We start from the raw sequence: 12,598 nt of genomic DNA, 5'->3' as shown, positions 1-12,598 counted from the left end.
ATGTGTGGCGGCTGCGCTCGGGTTCCGGGAGCCGGGTTGCCGGCTGAGTGTTCGCCTGGGCGAGTGAGAGCAGCTACTTGGGATCTTCTCCATTCGGTCGTGTCATCGTCTTCATGGGGCGGGGCAGGGGGATGAAGCCGTCACGGCCAATTCCGGGAACGTTCCGATCGCTTGGCCTGTCAGGTGAAATAAGCGCCACGGCTTCGGCCTGGCATGCGCAGGCGTGCCCCGGTGGTGTCTGGAATCCTGGAACTGGGCATTGCGCGCCGGTGGGCGGACAGTCGCCGGTGTGGGCTGGTCACCGAGGGCGAGGAGGCGAAAGGCATGACCGTGATGGGCGTGTCCAGGTTCGAAAGGTTCTTCCGTGCCGCCGCAAGTCTCGACGTGGACAAGAACGATCTGAAGCGGTACAGCGACTTCGTCGACGGCAAGCTCTACGACCTCCTGCTCGTCGCCCAGGCCGCGGCCAAGGCGAACGACCGGGACATCGTCGAACTGTGGGATCTACCGATCACCAAGGGGCTTCAGGAGAGCATTCACCGGTTCCGGCAGCTGGACGAGGAGGTCGAGCTCAAGCCGATCCTCGAGCAGTTGGCCGCGCACCCCCTGCTCGACCGGGCACCCAGTGAGGAGGCCGAGGCCCGGTACCCGGAGATCATCGGCGGGCTGAGCGTGGCACTCGCCGAAACCTTCAAGATCATGTACCCCGACGTCAAAAACCCCCAGACCAAGCACTGGGAGGGCGCGACCGCCATCTTCGACCTGCTCCTGTAGCCGGCCCTGCCCGGATTGCGCAGGTCACCCCTCCAGGGGCCAGAGCCACCCGCCCCCGCCCGGCTTGGCGAGCGGCGGCCGCGCAGGTGTGGCTACCTACAGCCCTGACCTTCAAGTTCGGCGGGGCGAAGAGGCGCCATGCGTGGCAGGTTCGGGGAATCAATGGCCCTCCCTGATGAAAGAACTTGATGGTGTGCCACTGGGGGCGCCGTCACGTGAGTGACGGGGTCACAGGTTCAACTGGAGTTTGAGCAGGCATACGACTACGTCGGTGCGGGAACTCAGCAGGCCGGCCATGAGAATGCCCCTTTGGTTCTGGAGAATCCGGTAGCGGCCGTGCAGGGGTTCCGCCTGGGGAATGAGTACGGCGACCTGCCTGTCGTTGCGGGCGAGCTGCTCGACGTAGCCGATGACTGGATGCACCAGGGAGTGCTGAGGGCTGTCGATGATGTCTAGCCGTGGGCCGGGGTTCCATCGTGCCCAGTCGGCGCGCATAGCGTCCGCTTTCGTCCGGTCGTCGAAGACGGCGACCACGACGACCTCATCGCCCAATGAGGACGCGGCGTTGAGGGCGGCGGCGGCGACCATGTCGACCCTGCCCAGGGGGACGATGACCAGACTGTGGGTTCGTGTGGGGCGTGGCGGGGTGCCGTCCCATCCGAGTTGGTCGCGAACGCGCGTGTAATAGCGCTCGATCCGGGAGAACAGCAGCATCAGCAGCGGCACGGTGAGGACTGCGATCCAGGCACCGGCGAGGAACTTGGTGGCGAGCAGGACGATTCCGGCGACGCCGGTCAGCACAGCCCCGACGCCGTTGACCAACGCCCGGGGCAACCAGCCGTCGGGGCGTTGCATGCTCCAGTGCCGGACGAGGCCGATCTGGCTGATGGTGAAGCCGACGAAGACGCCGATGGCAAAGAGCGGGATCAGGCGCTGGGTGTCGGCACTGACGACGACCAGCATGACGCCGGCCAGCACCGCCAGTGCCACGACGCCCCAGCGGTGGACGGGCCGCTCCGAGCGGAGGGCGAACAGATGAGGGAGACGGTCGTCCTTGGCGAGGACGCTCATCAGGACCGGAAGGCCGCCGAAGCTGGTGTTCGCGGCGATGCCCAGCACGAGAGTGACGATGAGGCTGATGGCGTAGTAGGGCCAGCCGGTCCCGAAGGCGCCGGCGGTCAGCTGGGCCAGCAGCGTCACACCGCCGCGTGGCACCACGTGATGGCGACGGATCAGCAACGACAGTCCGATGAGCATGGCGCCCAGCAGCAACCCCAGCATCAGCTCGGTGTGTTGCGCCCGCTTGACGCGTGGTTGGCGGAACATCGGAACGGCGTTGGCGATGGCCTCCACCCCGGTCAGCGCCGAGCATCCGGCGGAGAACGCCTTGAGCACCAGGAGCACACCCAGCGCCTCGACGGCGGGGAAGGACTGGGATGTTCCGACCGTGGCTGCGGGATGGGCTCGAAACAGCCCCACGACGATGACACCGATCACGCTGACGATGAACAGCACTGTGGGCAGCATCAGCACCCGTGCGCTGTCCGCGATGCCGCGCAGATTGACGACGGTGAGGAGGAACAGCGCGATCAGGCATACGGCCAGAAGATGATCGGAAAGGACGGGAAACGCCGATGCGAGGCTCGCGGCGCCGGCGGCGAGACTGACGGCGACGGTGAGGACGTAGTCGATGATGAGGCTGGCCGCGGCCATCAGACTGACCGTTCTGCCCAAATCTTTCTTCGCCACCGCGTAGGCTCCACCGCCGTCCGGGTGCACGGCGATCACCTGGCGGTAGGAGACGACCAGGACGGCCAGCAACCCGGCGATGACCAGGGTGATCGGCAGCATCGCCGTGAGCGCGCCCGAACCGGCGGTCACCAGCACGACGACGATGGCCTCCGGGCCGTACGCGACCGAGCTGAGGGCGTCCAGTGATAGGGCGGCCAGCCCCTGGAGCACGGTCAGGTGGGACTTTCCGCCCTCGCCGTGACGCCGTGGGACCTTGGGGTGAGGTTTCTTGGGCGCAAGCCCGAGGGTCACGGAAACTCACTCGTTCATTTGGCGGATGCACCCACCCATGCCGGGCCGTGGCACAACGGCAATGCTCATGATGTCTCCATTTCGGTGAGAGGTAACCGCCTGATCCAGCTTCGGAGAGTCTCCGGGGACCTGCACGCCCACCGCGCTGGACGGGTGCGATGTGGAGGACGGCCAGGCACAGGTTCTGGACCTGGCGGACATCCAGGGCACGGTGCTGCGGCAACGGGCGGCAGTCGGCGTGCGCCAGCGCGCAGTCGACGTGCGCCAGCACGGAATCCGGGCTGGGGCGCGTGGAGGGGGCTCTCCACGCGTGGGAGGACGCCGCCGCCAGGGACCGGCGCCCGGTGGTGCGGCGCGGGGCGGAACTGCAGAAACGGGCCTTGGAGGACCACGCGACGGCCGTGAGCCGCACCCCCCTGGAACGGTACGTCGGCTCTGCTCGCGAAGACAGCGGGTGCGGGCGGCCATGGAGGCGGAAGGTGACGGATCAGGACCCGCGCACCGAGGGGGATGACGGCGCCGGCGACGGGGAGCGCCCCGCCTCCTGGAGCGGGAAGTAGTCTCCCGGCCGCGTCGAACGCCGCCACACGTACGCCGCTGTCGCCATCACGAGGATCAGCCCCGCCAGGATGAGCAGTTCGATCCCCTCGACGTTCCACCGGAAGGACTTCTCCGCCTCGGCCGTCACGATGAGCACCTTGCGGATGCCGGCAATCAGGCCGACGACGAGGAACGGTTCCGCGTCGAGGGTCTGGTTTCTGATGGTGAGGCGGACGGTGTGGAGCAGCTCGGCCACGATGAACAGCACAAGGCCGTTGTCCAGGGCGGAGAGAACGACCGCATCCTCGCGGTACGGCCCCTGGATCGACCTGATGACGTCGTGGACGACCCCGATGGCCAGGAGCCCCGCGAGCACTACGAGGAGCGCTGCGACGACGAGGTGGATGCCGTCCTCGATGAGTTGCAGGAGGCCCTGTACCCGGCCGCCCTCGATCTTCGGGAGAATGGGGCGCACAGTCAGCATGCTAGGGGTGCCCCGGCCCGCAGGCGCGGCGTGCTGCCGAACGGGTGAACCGGTGAACGGGCGGACCCTCCCTATGGTGGCAGCCTGGGGGAAGGGGCGAGGCGCGACATCACCGAGGCATACCTGGCGGCAGGACGGCGCTGATAGCGGGTGCTGACTTACGTCAGGCCACGCGTGCAGCTGAGGCGGCGCAGACCAATGTCCGGCAGGCCGCGGTGGCCGCGCGGCAGTCGCGCAATGCCGCCAATGACGCAGCGAAGCATGCCGAGGCCGCGGCGAAGGCGGTGTACAAGGCCGCGGACGTAGCGGGTCAGGCGGTGGATGCGGCCAATGCGGCGCTAGACCGCGGTGAAGCCGCCGTCAGCGGCGACCACGGCTCCTGTGATGAAGCTCGAGCGTGGTGAGGCGAGGAAACACAGGACCTCGGCGATCTCTTCGGGCTGTGCGACTCGACCCAGGGGCTGCACGTCGGCGAAGGACGCCAGGTACGCACGGCTGTCGGAGCGGATCGTGTCGAGGAAATCGGTCTCGATGACACCTGCGGCAACGATGTTGGCGCGGATGCCCAGTGGCCCGCCCTCGACGGCGAGCACCTTGGTCAGCTGGGCCAGAGCGCCCTTCGACGCGCTGTAGGCGGCGCCTTCGGGCAGGGCGACGGTGCAGGTGTAAGAGCCGGTACTGACGATGGCGCCGCCGCCGCGGTTCTTCATGGCCCGGAAGGCTTCGCGGGTGCAGAAGAAGGCGCCGCGGGCGTTGACCGCCATCACAGCGTCCCAGTCCTCGGCGGTGGTTTCGGTGATGGGCTTGTTCAGGGTGCGTCCGGCGTTGTTCACCAGGATGTCCAGTCCTCCGAAGGTGTCCAGGGCCGATTGCACCGCGCGGGCGGCGGTCTCTTCCTGCGTGATGTCGCCGCACATCGCGAGTACGCCGGGAAACTCGTCCGGCAGAGTCGTGATGTCAGGGCGTAGGTCGACGGCGACGACGCGGGCACCGCGGGCGTAGAGGAGCGCCACGGTCTCCTTGCCTACGCCGCGCGCGGCCCCGGTGACGAGGGCGCTCTTCCCAGCGAACTCGGCGGATTCGGATGCTTCGGCGGACGCAGTTGCAGGTGTCATGGGTGCGGTCCCTGGAGAAGGCGAGTGTGAGTGCAGGCGCCGGTGCGGGGCACCTGAAGTGCTGTGCAGTGACACGGTGAACGGGCCAGGTGGGCCAAGCCGTTGACGCGCTCACGGGGGCGCTGCGTTCACAGCAGGCCGTCGTGGACGTCGCACGGCCGGGCCGTTCAGTGCGCGGTGAGCCCGCCGTCGACCACCAGCTCCGAGCCGGTGACGAACGAGGAGTCGTCGCAGGCCAGGAAGAGGATCGCGGGCGCGATCTCGTCGGCACGGCCGGCTCGGCGCATGGGGGTGCGTTGGATGTCCGGCTGCTGGTCGCCCTGGTCGTCCAGAAGTTCCTGGATCATCGGCGTGGCGATCACCCCGGGATGCACCGAGTTGATCCGTACTCCCTGCCGGGCGTACTCGACCGCGGCGGTCTTGCTCAACAGGCGCACGGCCCCCTTGGACGCCTGGTAGGCCGCAGCTGCACCGCTTCCTACCAGGCCGAGTACTGACGACGTATTGATCACCGACGCGTTGCCGCTCGCACGCAGGAGCGGCAACGCCGCCTTCATGCCGAGCCATGTGCCTTTCTGGTTCACGTCGATGACGCGGTCCCAAGCCTCTTCCTGCGTGTCCTCGATACCTGGCCAGTCCAGGATGCCGGCGAGGTTCACGAGCACGTCCAGCGTTCCGAACCGGTCGCGTACGACGCTGATCACTTCGTCCCACTCCCGCGCGGAGGAGACATCGAGGCGGGCAGCGACGACCTTCGCGCCGCGTTCCCCGATCCGGTGGGACAGGTCCCGCAGGGGGCCTTCGGCGACATCGGTGATCACTAGCCGGGCGCCTTCGCGGGCGAAGAGTTCGGCGGTCGCTGTGCCGAGGCCGCCGGTCGCGCCCGTGATCAGCGCGACCTTGCCGTCAAGTCGTGGTCCTGTCATGGATATGGTCCTTGATTCTCGTTGTTGCTGGCTGACTGACTGCTGTGTCGGGACTTCTTGGTCCGCCGACGGCGGATTCGCCCCCGGTGACCACGGCGGCCGCGGCCCGGCCTCCTCTACGACGACTTCTGCTCCCGGTAGAGCACGAGGTGCTCGTGATACAGCACTCCGTCCCGGAGGTCGCCCGTGGCGGTGAACCCGGTGTCGTCGACGTAGTCCAGGTGGCTGCCGGTCACCGTGTACCGGCCGGTGTACGCGCTGCGCCGCTCGCCGCGAGCTTCGTCGTAGCGGCCGTCCGGCAGCAGCTCCTGACGGATGTGACCATCCGCGGTCACCCACATCCCGACCACGTCGACGTGGTCGCCCTCAACGGTCCCGGCCATGGCGGACTCCTCTCCTCTCCTCGAATGGTGCGGTCTTTCCCGCTCCACCGAGTCTGGGCAGGTCAGCGGCCATCAACCAGGACGCGTGCTGCCTGGGTGTGCCACGCCCAGGCAGCACACCGGGCTGCCGCCTAGCCAGGAACACATGGACGACAACCACCTGGGAGACTTCTTGCGCACACGCCGCGCCGGCCTGCGGCCGGAGGGCGTCGGCATGGCGGCTACGGGGCCCGCAGAGTCGCCGGACTGCGCCGCGAGGAGGTCGCCGTCCTGGCCGGAGTGAACGCCGACTACTACACCCGCCTGGAACACGGCCGAGCGCAATCCCTCACCCCAGGTGGCCGACGCGCTCAGCCGCGCGCTGCGCCTCGACGCGGACGCCCGCGCGCACTTGTACCGGCTGGCCGCGGCCACGCGGAACGACCGGCGCTCCGTCCATGCCGCCGAGCGGGTCAGCCCGGCGCTGCGACAGCTTATGGACGGCTACCCGAACACTCCAGCGTTCGTCATGAGCCGGACCCTGGGCCTCCTTGCCGTCAACGCCCTGGCCGATGCCCTCTACGCCCCGTTCGAGCCGGCGGGCAACTTGGCCCGCATAACCTTCCTCGACCCCGCAGGCCGCAACTTCTACACGGACTGGGACCGGGCAGCACAGGCCACCGTCGCCAACCTTCGCGAGGCAACCGGTTCGACCCGGACAACCCACGGCTGCGTGAACTCGTCCGCACCCTCACTGAGCACAGCGCGGACTTCACCCGCCTCTGGAACGCCCCCACCGTGCGCGGCAAGGCCCAGGACGCCAAACACTTCCTCCACCTGGAAGTCGGCCCCCTCACTCTCACCTACCAGGCTTTCGACGTACGGGAAGCGCCCGGCCAGCAGCTCGTCATCTACCATGCCGAACCAGGCAGCCCCAGCGCCCAGTCCCTCAATCTGCTCGGTTCCATCCACGCCGCCCGGCGCCAGCCCGACCCCCGGCCCCACCGCTAATCAGCCGCCGCGGTGCCTCAACTCGCCAAGGTGCTCAGCGTGCAATCCCCTGCCATACGCAAACCGGGCTTGGTGTGGACCGAGCTACCCCGGCCCGTCAGGGTGCCCCGGCCCGCAGGCGCGGCGTGGTGCCAAACGGGTGCCGCCGCGTCGCCGGGGGCATCCGCTGGCGGGCGGACAACGTGAGGCGCCTCTGGTGGCGGACGAGCAGGTCGACGTGTCCGACGTGGCCGAAATCGTCGGCACCCGCCTAGAGGGCGGCTCTGGGACATCGGCGTCTTCTCACCAACCTGCCGAGCCGGATGGAGCGCAACCCGGTCAGCACCGAGGTCTAGTCGCAGCCACTCGCAGTCGGCCGAGCCGGAGGAGGCGAGATCGGGTGGGGGCGAAGCCCGCGTCGGCGGGCAGCGGCGGGCGGGCCGCCACGTCCTGGAGGCTCTCCCAGTCCGGAAGGTTGATGGCAGCCAGGAACTCACCATCTTTCGGGTGGCTGTTCGGTGTGCAAGCGGCGATCAGCTCGGACATGGTGACCTCCCGGTTCGAGGCGGCCGGGGATAGTTGAGGCCCGGCCGCGCCTGGCAGCCGGGTCTGCTGACGCGGCAGCGGTGTGGGCTCCCTTACGGTCGTGCCTGCGGGGGCAGGGTGAGAATTTCGGCTCCGTTGTCGGTGATGGCGATGGTGTGCTCGCTGTGCGCGGTCCGGCAGCCCGTCGCGCTGCGCAGCGTCCAACCGTCGGCGTCGGTGACGAGTGTGGCGGTGTCGTCCATGACCCAGGGCTCCAGGGCGAGCAGCAGTCCGGGGCGCAGCTTGTATCCGCGGCCGGGCCGTCCGGTGTTCGCGATGTGTGGGTCCTGGTGCATGGTCGAGCCGATGCCGTGGCCTCCGAATTCGGTGTTGATCGGGTAGCCCGCCTTGCTGAGGACCGTGCCGATGGCGTGGGAGAGGTCGCCGATGCGCGCCCCAGGCTTGGCGGCGGCGATGCCGGCGGCGAGTGCGCGTTCGGTCGTCTCGATCATCGCGACGCTCTTCGCCGGCCTGGCCTTGCCCACCAGAAAGCTGATCGCGGCGTCCGCGGCCACCCCGCCCCTGGCTACGGCGAGGTCGAGAGTCAGCAGATCCCCGTCTGCCAGCGTGTAGTTGTGAGGCCGCCCATGGAGCACTCCGTCGTTGACGGCCGTGCAGATGTAGTGCCCGAACGGGCCGCGCCCGAAGGAAGGCGCGTAGTCGACGTAGCAGGACTGTGCTCCCGCCTCGGTGATCATCTCCTTGGCCCACTGGTCGATGTCCAGCAGATTCGTCCCGACCGTGCTGCGCTGCTTCAGCGTGTGCAGGATGTCTCCGACCAGGGCGCCGGTGTCCCTCGCCCGCTCAAGCCGCGCGGAGTTCAGGATCTCAATCATGGGGGACCTCTCATGTACGTCCAATAACTATACCGGTATAACTGTACCGGTATTAGAATGGGTTCATGGTCAGGTTGCCGCTCACCCCCGCCGAGGTAGAACGCGGACAGCGCCTTGGCGCCCTGCTCCGCCGAGCCCGGGGCCGCCGCTCGATGCTGGACGTGGCGCTCGCTTCACACATCTCGCCGGAAACTCTGCGGAAGATCGAATCCGGCCGTGTGGCTACTCCCGCCTTCCCGACCATCGCAGCGATCGCCGACACCCTCGGCCTGTCTCTCGACGCCGTCTGGGCCGAGATCAGTCAGGAGGCGCGAACCGTCGAGGATCAGTCGGTCCTGCTTGTCACACGGCACCCATCGCTGGTTTCGTAACGCCGCACCCCAAGAGTCAGCGGTTCACTGACCGTGCTGAGCCGGTACGCCTGCGCGCACGCTGATCACCTCGTCGACCAGCCCGAGCACCGCCTCGCGGGCCTGTCCGTCGCTTCCTGCCCGAAGGCCGACCAGCTCGGTGAACACCAAGCCACTGGCTAACCGGCAATCCCCCTACGTGGCGTCGCTTGGAAGCGACCAAGCGCGCGAAGCCTCCAGCGGAGTCATTCCTGCCTCAGCCCGGCCACGTTGGTGGTGAGGAAGTGCGTGGCCGCGCCGGCGAGTAGTACCGGTAGAAGTCCGACGGAAGCCACCGCTGCGGCCTGAGTCAGTTGGTCGCACCGGCGGCGGCCCTCCCCGCACCCGGCCCGTTCACGTGCTCGCCGACCGGGCGTACTCCTCCCGCGAGATCCGTGAGTACCTGCGCCGACGGCAGATCCCGCACACCATCCCCGAGAAGCGCGACCAGGCCGGACACCGGCGCCGACGCAGCTCAGCAGGGGGCCGACCGGCCGGTTTCGACCGCGAGATGCAAAGGCGCAGGCACAAGGTCGAGAACCGCATCGGTCTGTTGAAACAGGCCAGGAGCGTCGCCACCGCTATGACAAGCTCGCCGTCCGCTACGAAGCCACCATCCAACTCGCCCTGATAAGGCAAGCCCTGTGACCACATCTCAAACACGCCTTAGCGCAGTGCCGACCGGCAGCGTCTGGACCCGCGTTTCCTCGACGGTTGCTACCAGGGCACGGTCTGGTCCTGGTAGTTGAGGTATTTCAGGCCGGGTTCGCCGCTGTGGCGGTCGATCGTGTCCGCCACGCGGATGGACTGGTCGATGGTCAGCGGTGCGTCCGGCCCGCCGAGTTCGGTGCGGACGTGGCCGGGGCACATAAGCAGGAGTGCGTGAGCGGCTTCGGCGTACCGGGCGGCGTAGCTGCGCATGAGCTGGTTCAGGGCGGACTTACTGGCGCGGTAGACGTCCTGTCCACCCCTGGTGTTCAAGCTGAGGCTGCCCTGGCGCGAGGACATGACGCCGATGGTCCCGGTGGGCGCGACCAGCGAGCGGAAGGACTCGACCACGCGCATCGGGCTGAGCGCGTTCGTGACCATGACCTCGACGAACATCTCCTCCGGGACATCGCCGATCGGAATGTCGCCCCTCGTGATGCCGGCGTTGACGAACAGCAGGTCGAGGGTGCGCTCCGCCAGGCGCTCGCGCAGCGCGGTGATCTGCTCCGGCTGCGTCATGTCCAGTGACTCGATCGTGACCCGCCCACCGGACGCCTCGGCCACGTCGTGAAGACCGGTGCGGTCACTGCCCCTGACGGTTCCGATGACGTCCCAGCCGCGGTGCGCGTACTCGGTAGCGAGGCCGAGCCCGAGGGTGCGGGAGGCTCCCACGATGAGAGCGGTCTTGGCGCTCATGCCTGGACCGCCGGCTTCAGGACCTCTTCACACCATTCGCGGAAGGTGGTCGGGCTCGCGGTCTGCGGGATGCGCTGTACGCCGTCGTCGAGACCGGCGTCCTTGGAGCGCATCATGTTGGCATAGCCCTCCACGAGCGCTTCCCCGACGCCGCGTCCGGTGAGCGCGGCGCGGAAGTCGTCGAGCGACTGCCGCTCGTAGCGGACCGGGCGGCCGAGCACGTCGGACATGATGCGCGCCATGTCGTGCGCCGAGAGGTCCTCGGGACCCAGCACCGGGACCTCGCCCGTCCCCGTCCACGAGCGGTCGAGCAGCAGGTCGGCGGCGGCCGCGGCGATGTCCCGGGTGGCGGCCATCGGTGCTTTGCGGTCGGCGGCGACGGTGTCGGTGAAGACTCCGTCGTCGCGGATCGAATCCGCCTGCCGTAGCAGGTTGTCCATGAAAGTCGGGTTCGCGAGCGCCCGGTAGGCCACGCCCGTACTCGCGATGAGGTCGTCCATGGCCAGCGACACCGTGACCAGTCCGGCGCGGCCGGCGACGGGTGTGCCGCGGCCGAGCGCCGAGACACCGACGACGTGCCCCACTCCGTGGGTCGTGAATGCCTTCGCGGCGGCGCGGGTGAACCCGGAGTACGCGGCGTCCAGGCTCAGTGCCTGCGGGTCCGCCGGCGGGACCAGCCAGAAGACGGCGTCCGCGCCGGCGAAGGCACGGTCGACGACCTCGGCGTCGCCGTGCGAGCCGGTGACGACATCGACGCGGGCGCGGACCGCGTCGGGAAGTTTCCCGGGGTCGCGCACGATGACGCGCAGCTCTTCGCCACGCGTGGGGGTTTCGTTGAGCAGGATGTCCAGGAGCCGGCCGCCGATCTGGCCGGTGGGGGTGGTGATGAGGATCATGCTTCGAGTCTCGGGCCGGCGCATCTACGGCGTCCAATACTCTTCCTGGGCAATTGGTACCTTGAGGGCATGGATCTTGATCTGCGCAAGCTCCGCTACTTCGTCGCGGTGGCCGAGCGCCGGCACTTCGGCCGGGCGGCGGAACAGCTCTACATCACACAGCCCCTATAACCGGTATCTCCGCCTGGAGCCCTCTTCGACCCTACTGGCGTGCGCCTATCGGTATCGCTGCTTTCCCCGCGTGGGGCGGTACCCAGGTGAGCGACCGTTTCCAGGCACGGTCGGATGCGCCAGATCAGCACAAGTTCAGTACGGGTTCGGCGATCGGTCCGTATGCGGGCTGGAGGTGGACGAGGGCCTGATGGGCTGCCGCCTCTTGCTGAGCGTGCTGATGCCTGCGGTGCCAGTGCATCGCGAAGGCCAGCGCGGTCCACGCGTGTCCCGGATGGCGACCTGCCGTCGGCGGCGTGGCGTCGCCCTGTGCTCGTCGGCCTTCGGCCTGGCGTGGGGTGCCGCTACGAGAATGCGGCGGTGCAGAACGCGTTGCGAATCGCGGTCAGGGGATCCCGGTCGCGGGTGTAGTAGAGCTTGTTGGTGAGGAGGATTGCCCAGCGGCCCTTCGACGGTGAGATCCACATGCCGGTACCGGTGAAGCCGTAGTGCACCCAGACGTCGTCCGTTGCCGGAACTGTGCTCGGGGCTGGGTGCCAGAACAGACCGCGCTCTGGTGTGAGCTCACCCGTGTGGATTTGCAGGGACCTCTCAACCCAGTTCGCCCCGAATCCCGGCTGCTCCGAAGCGGCTGCGGGAACCAGCATATGGCGCAGGAAGGCGGCGAGGTCAGCAAGGACGGAGAAGGCGCCGGCGATCCCGCAGATGCCACCGAGGAGGCGCACGGAGAAGTCATGGGCAGCGCCCCGGAGATGGACCCCCGTGGCGTCATCCATCTCGCTGACCTGCTCGGCGACTCCCAGACTGATGAGCCTGCTGAGGGCGTTGGCGATGGCGCCTGAGGGCTTATCAATGATGCGGCTGATCCGGACGGCGGTGAATGACTCGTCGGGGTGTGCCTGGAGGTGGTCGATGACCATGTGTCGGGGCGCTCCCGGCGCGAGCCGCCTCCCACGCTTGGCGCGGGGCGCGCCGGTTCCGTCGGCCGCCCGCAGTAGGCCGCTGACCGTGGGCGCGGGTTGATCCTCGTCCGGTGGTCGGGGGCAAGGCGCTGTCAGTCGACGACGCCGTTGGTGAATCCTG

At 68.3% G+C, this 12,598-nt stretch carries 12 protein-coding genes and 4 pseudogenes; 6 read left to right on the top strand and 10 right to left on the bottom strand.

Annotation, left to right across the window (positions count from 1 at the left end; translation table 11 throughout):
* The first annotated feature begins 324 nt into the window (after nt 1-324).
* Nucleotides 325-774 carry a DUF1931 family protein gene (locus K7396_RS07575; protein ID WP_086716124.1) on the top strand — a complete coding sequence of 150 codons (450 nt, stop codon included), beginning with the start codon at nt 325-327 and terminating at the stop codon, nt 772-774.
* 228 nt (nt 775-1,002) lie between these two features.
* Here K7396_RS07575 and K7396_RS07570 read toward each other — a convergent pair whose 3' ends face one another.
* Nucleotides 1,003-2,817: an APC family permease gene (locus K7396_RS07570; RefSeq protein WP_086716126.1), complete on the bottom strand. Its 1,815-nt coding sequence runs from the start codon at nt 2,815-2,817 to the stop codon at nt 1,003-1,005.
* A gap of 244 nt (nt 2,818-3,061) precedes the next feature.
* On the opposite strand from K7396_RS07570, the pseudogene K7396_RS35915 reads away from it, so the two are divergent.
* Nucleotides 3,062-3,331: pseudogene (locus K7396_RS35915) on the top strand (FUSC family protein); the annotation flags it as partial.
* Here the strand turns inward: K7396_RS35915 and K7396_RS07565 are convergent.
* From K7396_RS07565 to K7396_RS07550, 4 genes are all read right to left on the bottom strand, one after another.
* Nucleotides 3,305-3,841 (bottom strand): phosphate-starvation-inducible PsiE family protein, encoded by a 537-nt coding sequence (locus K7396_RS07565; protein WP_086716127.1) that lies wholly within the window; start codon nt 3,839-3,841, stop codon nt 3,305-3,307. The pseudogene K7396_RS35915 and the gene K7396_RS07565 overlap by 27 nt on opposite strands.
* Nucleotides 3,842-4,179: 338 nt before the next feature.
* Complete coding sequence (locus K7396_RS07560) at nt 4,180-4,956, bottom strand: SDR family NAD(P)-dependent oxidoreductase (RefSeq protein WP_086716131.1); 777 nt, start codon at nt 4,954-4,956, stop codon at nt 4,180-4,182.
* 167 nt (nt 4,957-5,123) lie between these two features.
* Nucleotides 5,124-5,882, bottom strand: a complete 759-nt coding sequence (locus K7396_RS07555; RefSeq protein WP_086716132.1) for an SDR family NAD(P)-dependent oxidoreductase — start codon at nt 5,880-5,882, stop codon at nt 5,124-5,126.
* A gap of 116 nt (nt 5,883-5,998) precedes the next feature.
* On the bottom strand, nt 5,999-6,265 hold the full coding sequence (locus K7396_RS07550; RefSeq protein ID WP_086716134.1) for an Atu4866 domain-containing protein: 267 nt from the start codon (nt 6,263-6,265) through the stop codon (nt 5,999-6,001).
* Nucleotides 6,266-6,410: 145 nt separating this feature from the next.
* Here K7396_RS07550 and K7396_RS07545 point away from each other — a divergent pair.
* Nucleotides 6,411-7,255 (top strand): annotated as a pseudogene (locus tag K7396_RS07545) (helix-turn-helix domain-containing protein).
* Between the two features lie 617 nt (nt 7,256-7,872).
* Here the strand turns inward: K7396_RS07545 and map are convergent.
* The gene (gene map / locus K7396_RS07540) at nt 7,873-8,655 is read right to left on the bottom strand and encodes a type I methionyl aminopeptidase (RefSeq protein ID WP_086716138.1); all 783 of its coding nucleotides are present in this window, start codon (nt 8,653-8,655) and stop codon (nt 7,873-7,875) included.
* Between the two features lie 65 nt (nt 8,656-8,720).
* On the opposite strand from map, the gene K7396_RS07535 reads away from it, so the two are divergent.
* Nucleotides 8,721-9,026, top strand: a complete 306-nt coding sequence (locus tag K7396_RS07535) for a helix-turn-helix domain-containing protein (protein WP_086716140.1) — start codon at nt 8,721-8,723, stop codon at nt 9,024-9,026.
* Between the two features lie 24 nt (nt 9,027-9,050).
* Here the strand turns inward: K7396_RS07535 and K7396_RS35655 are convergent, their stop codons facing one another.
* Nucleotides 9,051-9,173 carry a hypothetical protein gene (locus K7396_RS35655; RefSeq protein WP_263295818.1) on the bottom strand — a complete coding sequence of 41 codons (123 nt, stop codon included), beginning with the start codon at nt 9,171-9,173 and terminating at the stop codon, nt 9,051-9,053.
* A gap of 169 nt (nt 9,174-9,342) precedes the next feature.
* On the opposite strand from K7396_RS35655, the gene K7396_RS07530 reads away from it, so the two are divergent.
* Nucleotides 9,343-9,675 (top strand): transposase, encoded by a 333-nt coding sequence (locus tag K7396_RS07530; protein WP_086716142.1) that lies wholly within the window; start codon nt 9,343-9,345, stop codon nt 9,673-9,675.
* A gap of 86 nt (nt 9,676-9,761) precedes the next feature.
* Here K7396_RS07530 and K7396_RS07525 read toward each other — a convergent pair whose 3' ends face one another.
* Nucleotides 9,762-10,448 carry an SDR family NAD(P)-dependent oxidoreductase gene (locus K7396_RS07525; protein ID WP_086716144.1) on the bottom strand — a complete coding sequence of 229 codons (687 nt, stop codon included), beginning with the start codon at nt 10,446-10,448 and terminating at the stop codon, nt 9,762-9,764.
* The gene (locus K7396_RS07520; RefSeq protein ID WP_086716146.1) at nt 10,445-11,344 is read right to left on the bottom strand and encodes an NAD(P)H-binding protein; all 900 of its coding nucleotides are present in this window, start codon (nt 11,342-11,344) and stop codon (nt 10,445-10,447) included. The genes K7396_RS07525 and K7396_RS07520 overlap by 4 nt, the downstream gene beginning before the upstream one ends.
* Nucleotides 11,345-11,413: 69 nt before the next feature.
* Between K7396_RS07520 and K7396_RS07515 the strand changes: the two are divergent.
* Nucleotides 11,414-11,512 (top strand): annotated as a pseudogene (locus K7396_RS07515) (LysR family transcriptional regulator); the annotation flags it as partial.
* A 347-nt stretch (nt 11,513-11,859) separates the two neighbouring features.
* Here K7396_RS07515 and K7396_RS07510 read toward each other — a convergent pair.
* A pseudogene (locus tag K7396_RS07510) lies at nt 11,860-12,297 on the bottom strand (serine hydrolase); the annotation flags it as partial.
* Nucleotides 12,298-12,598: the final 301 nt, after the last annotated feature.

This window comes from Streptomyces angustmyceticus, from assembly GCF_019933235.1.
Lineage (GTDB): Bacteria > Actinomycetota > Actinomycetes > Streptomycetales > Streptomycetaceae > Streptomyces > Streptomyces angustmyceticus.
This window is presented reverse-complemented; position numbering and strand designations above follow the sequence as displayed.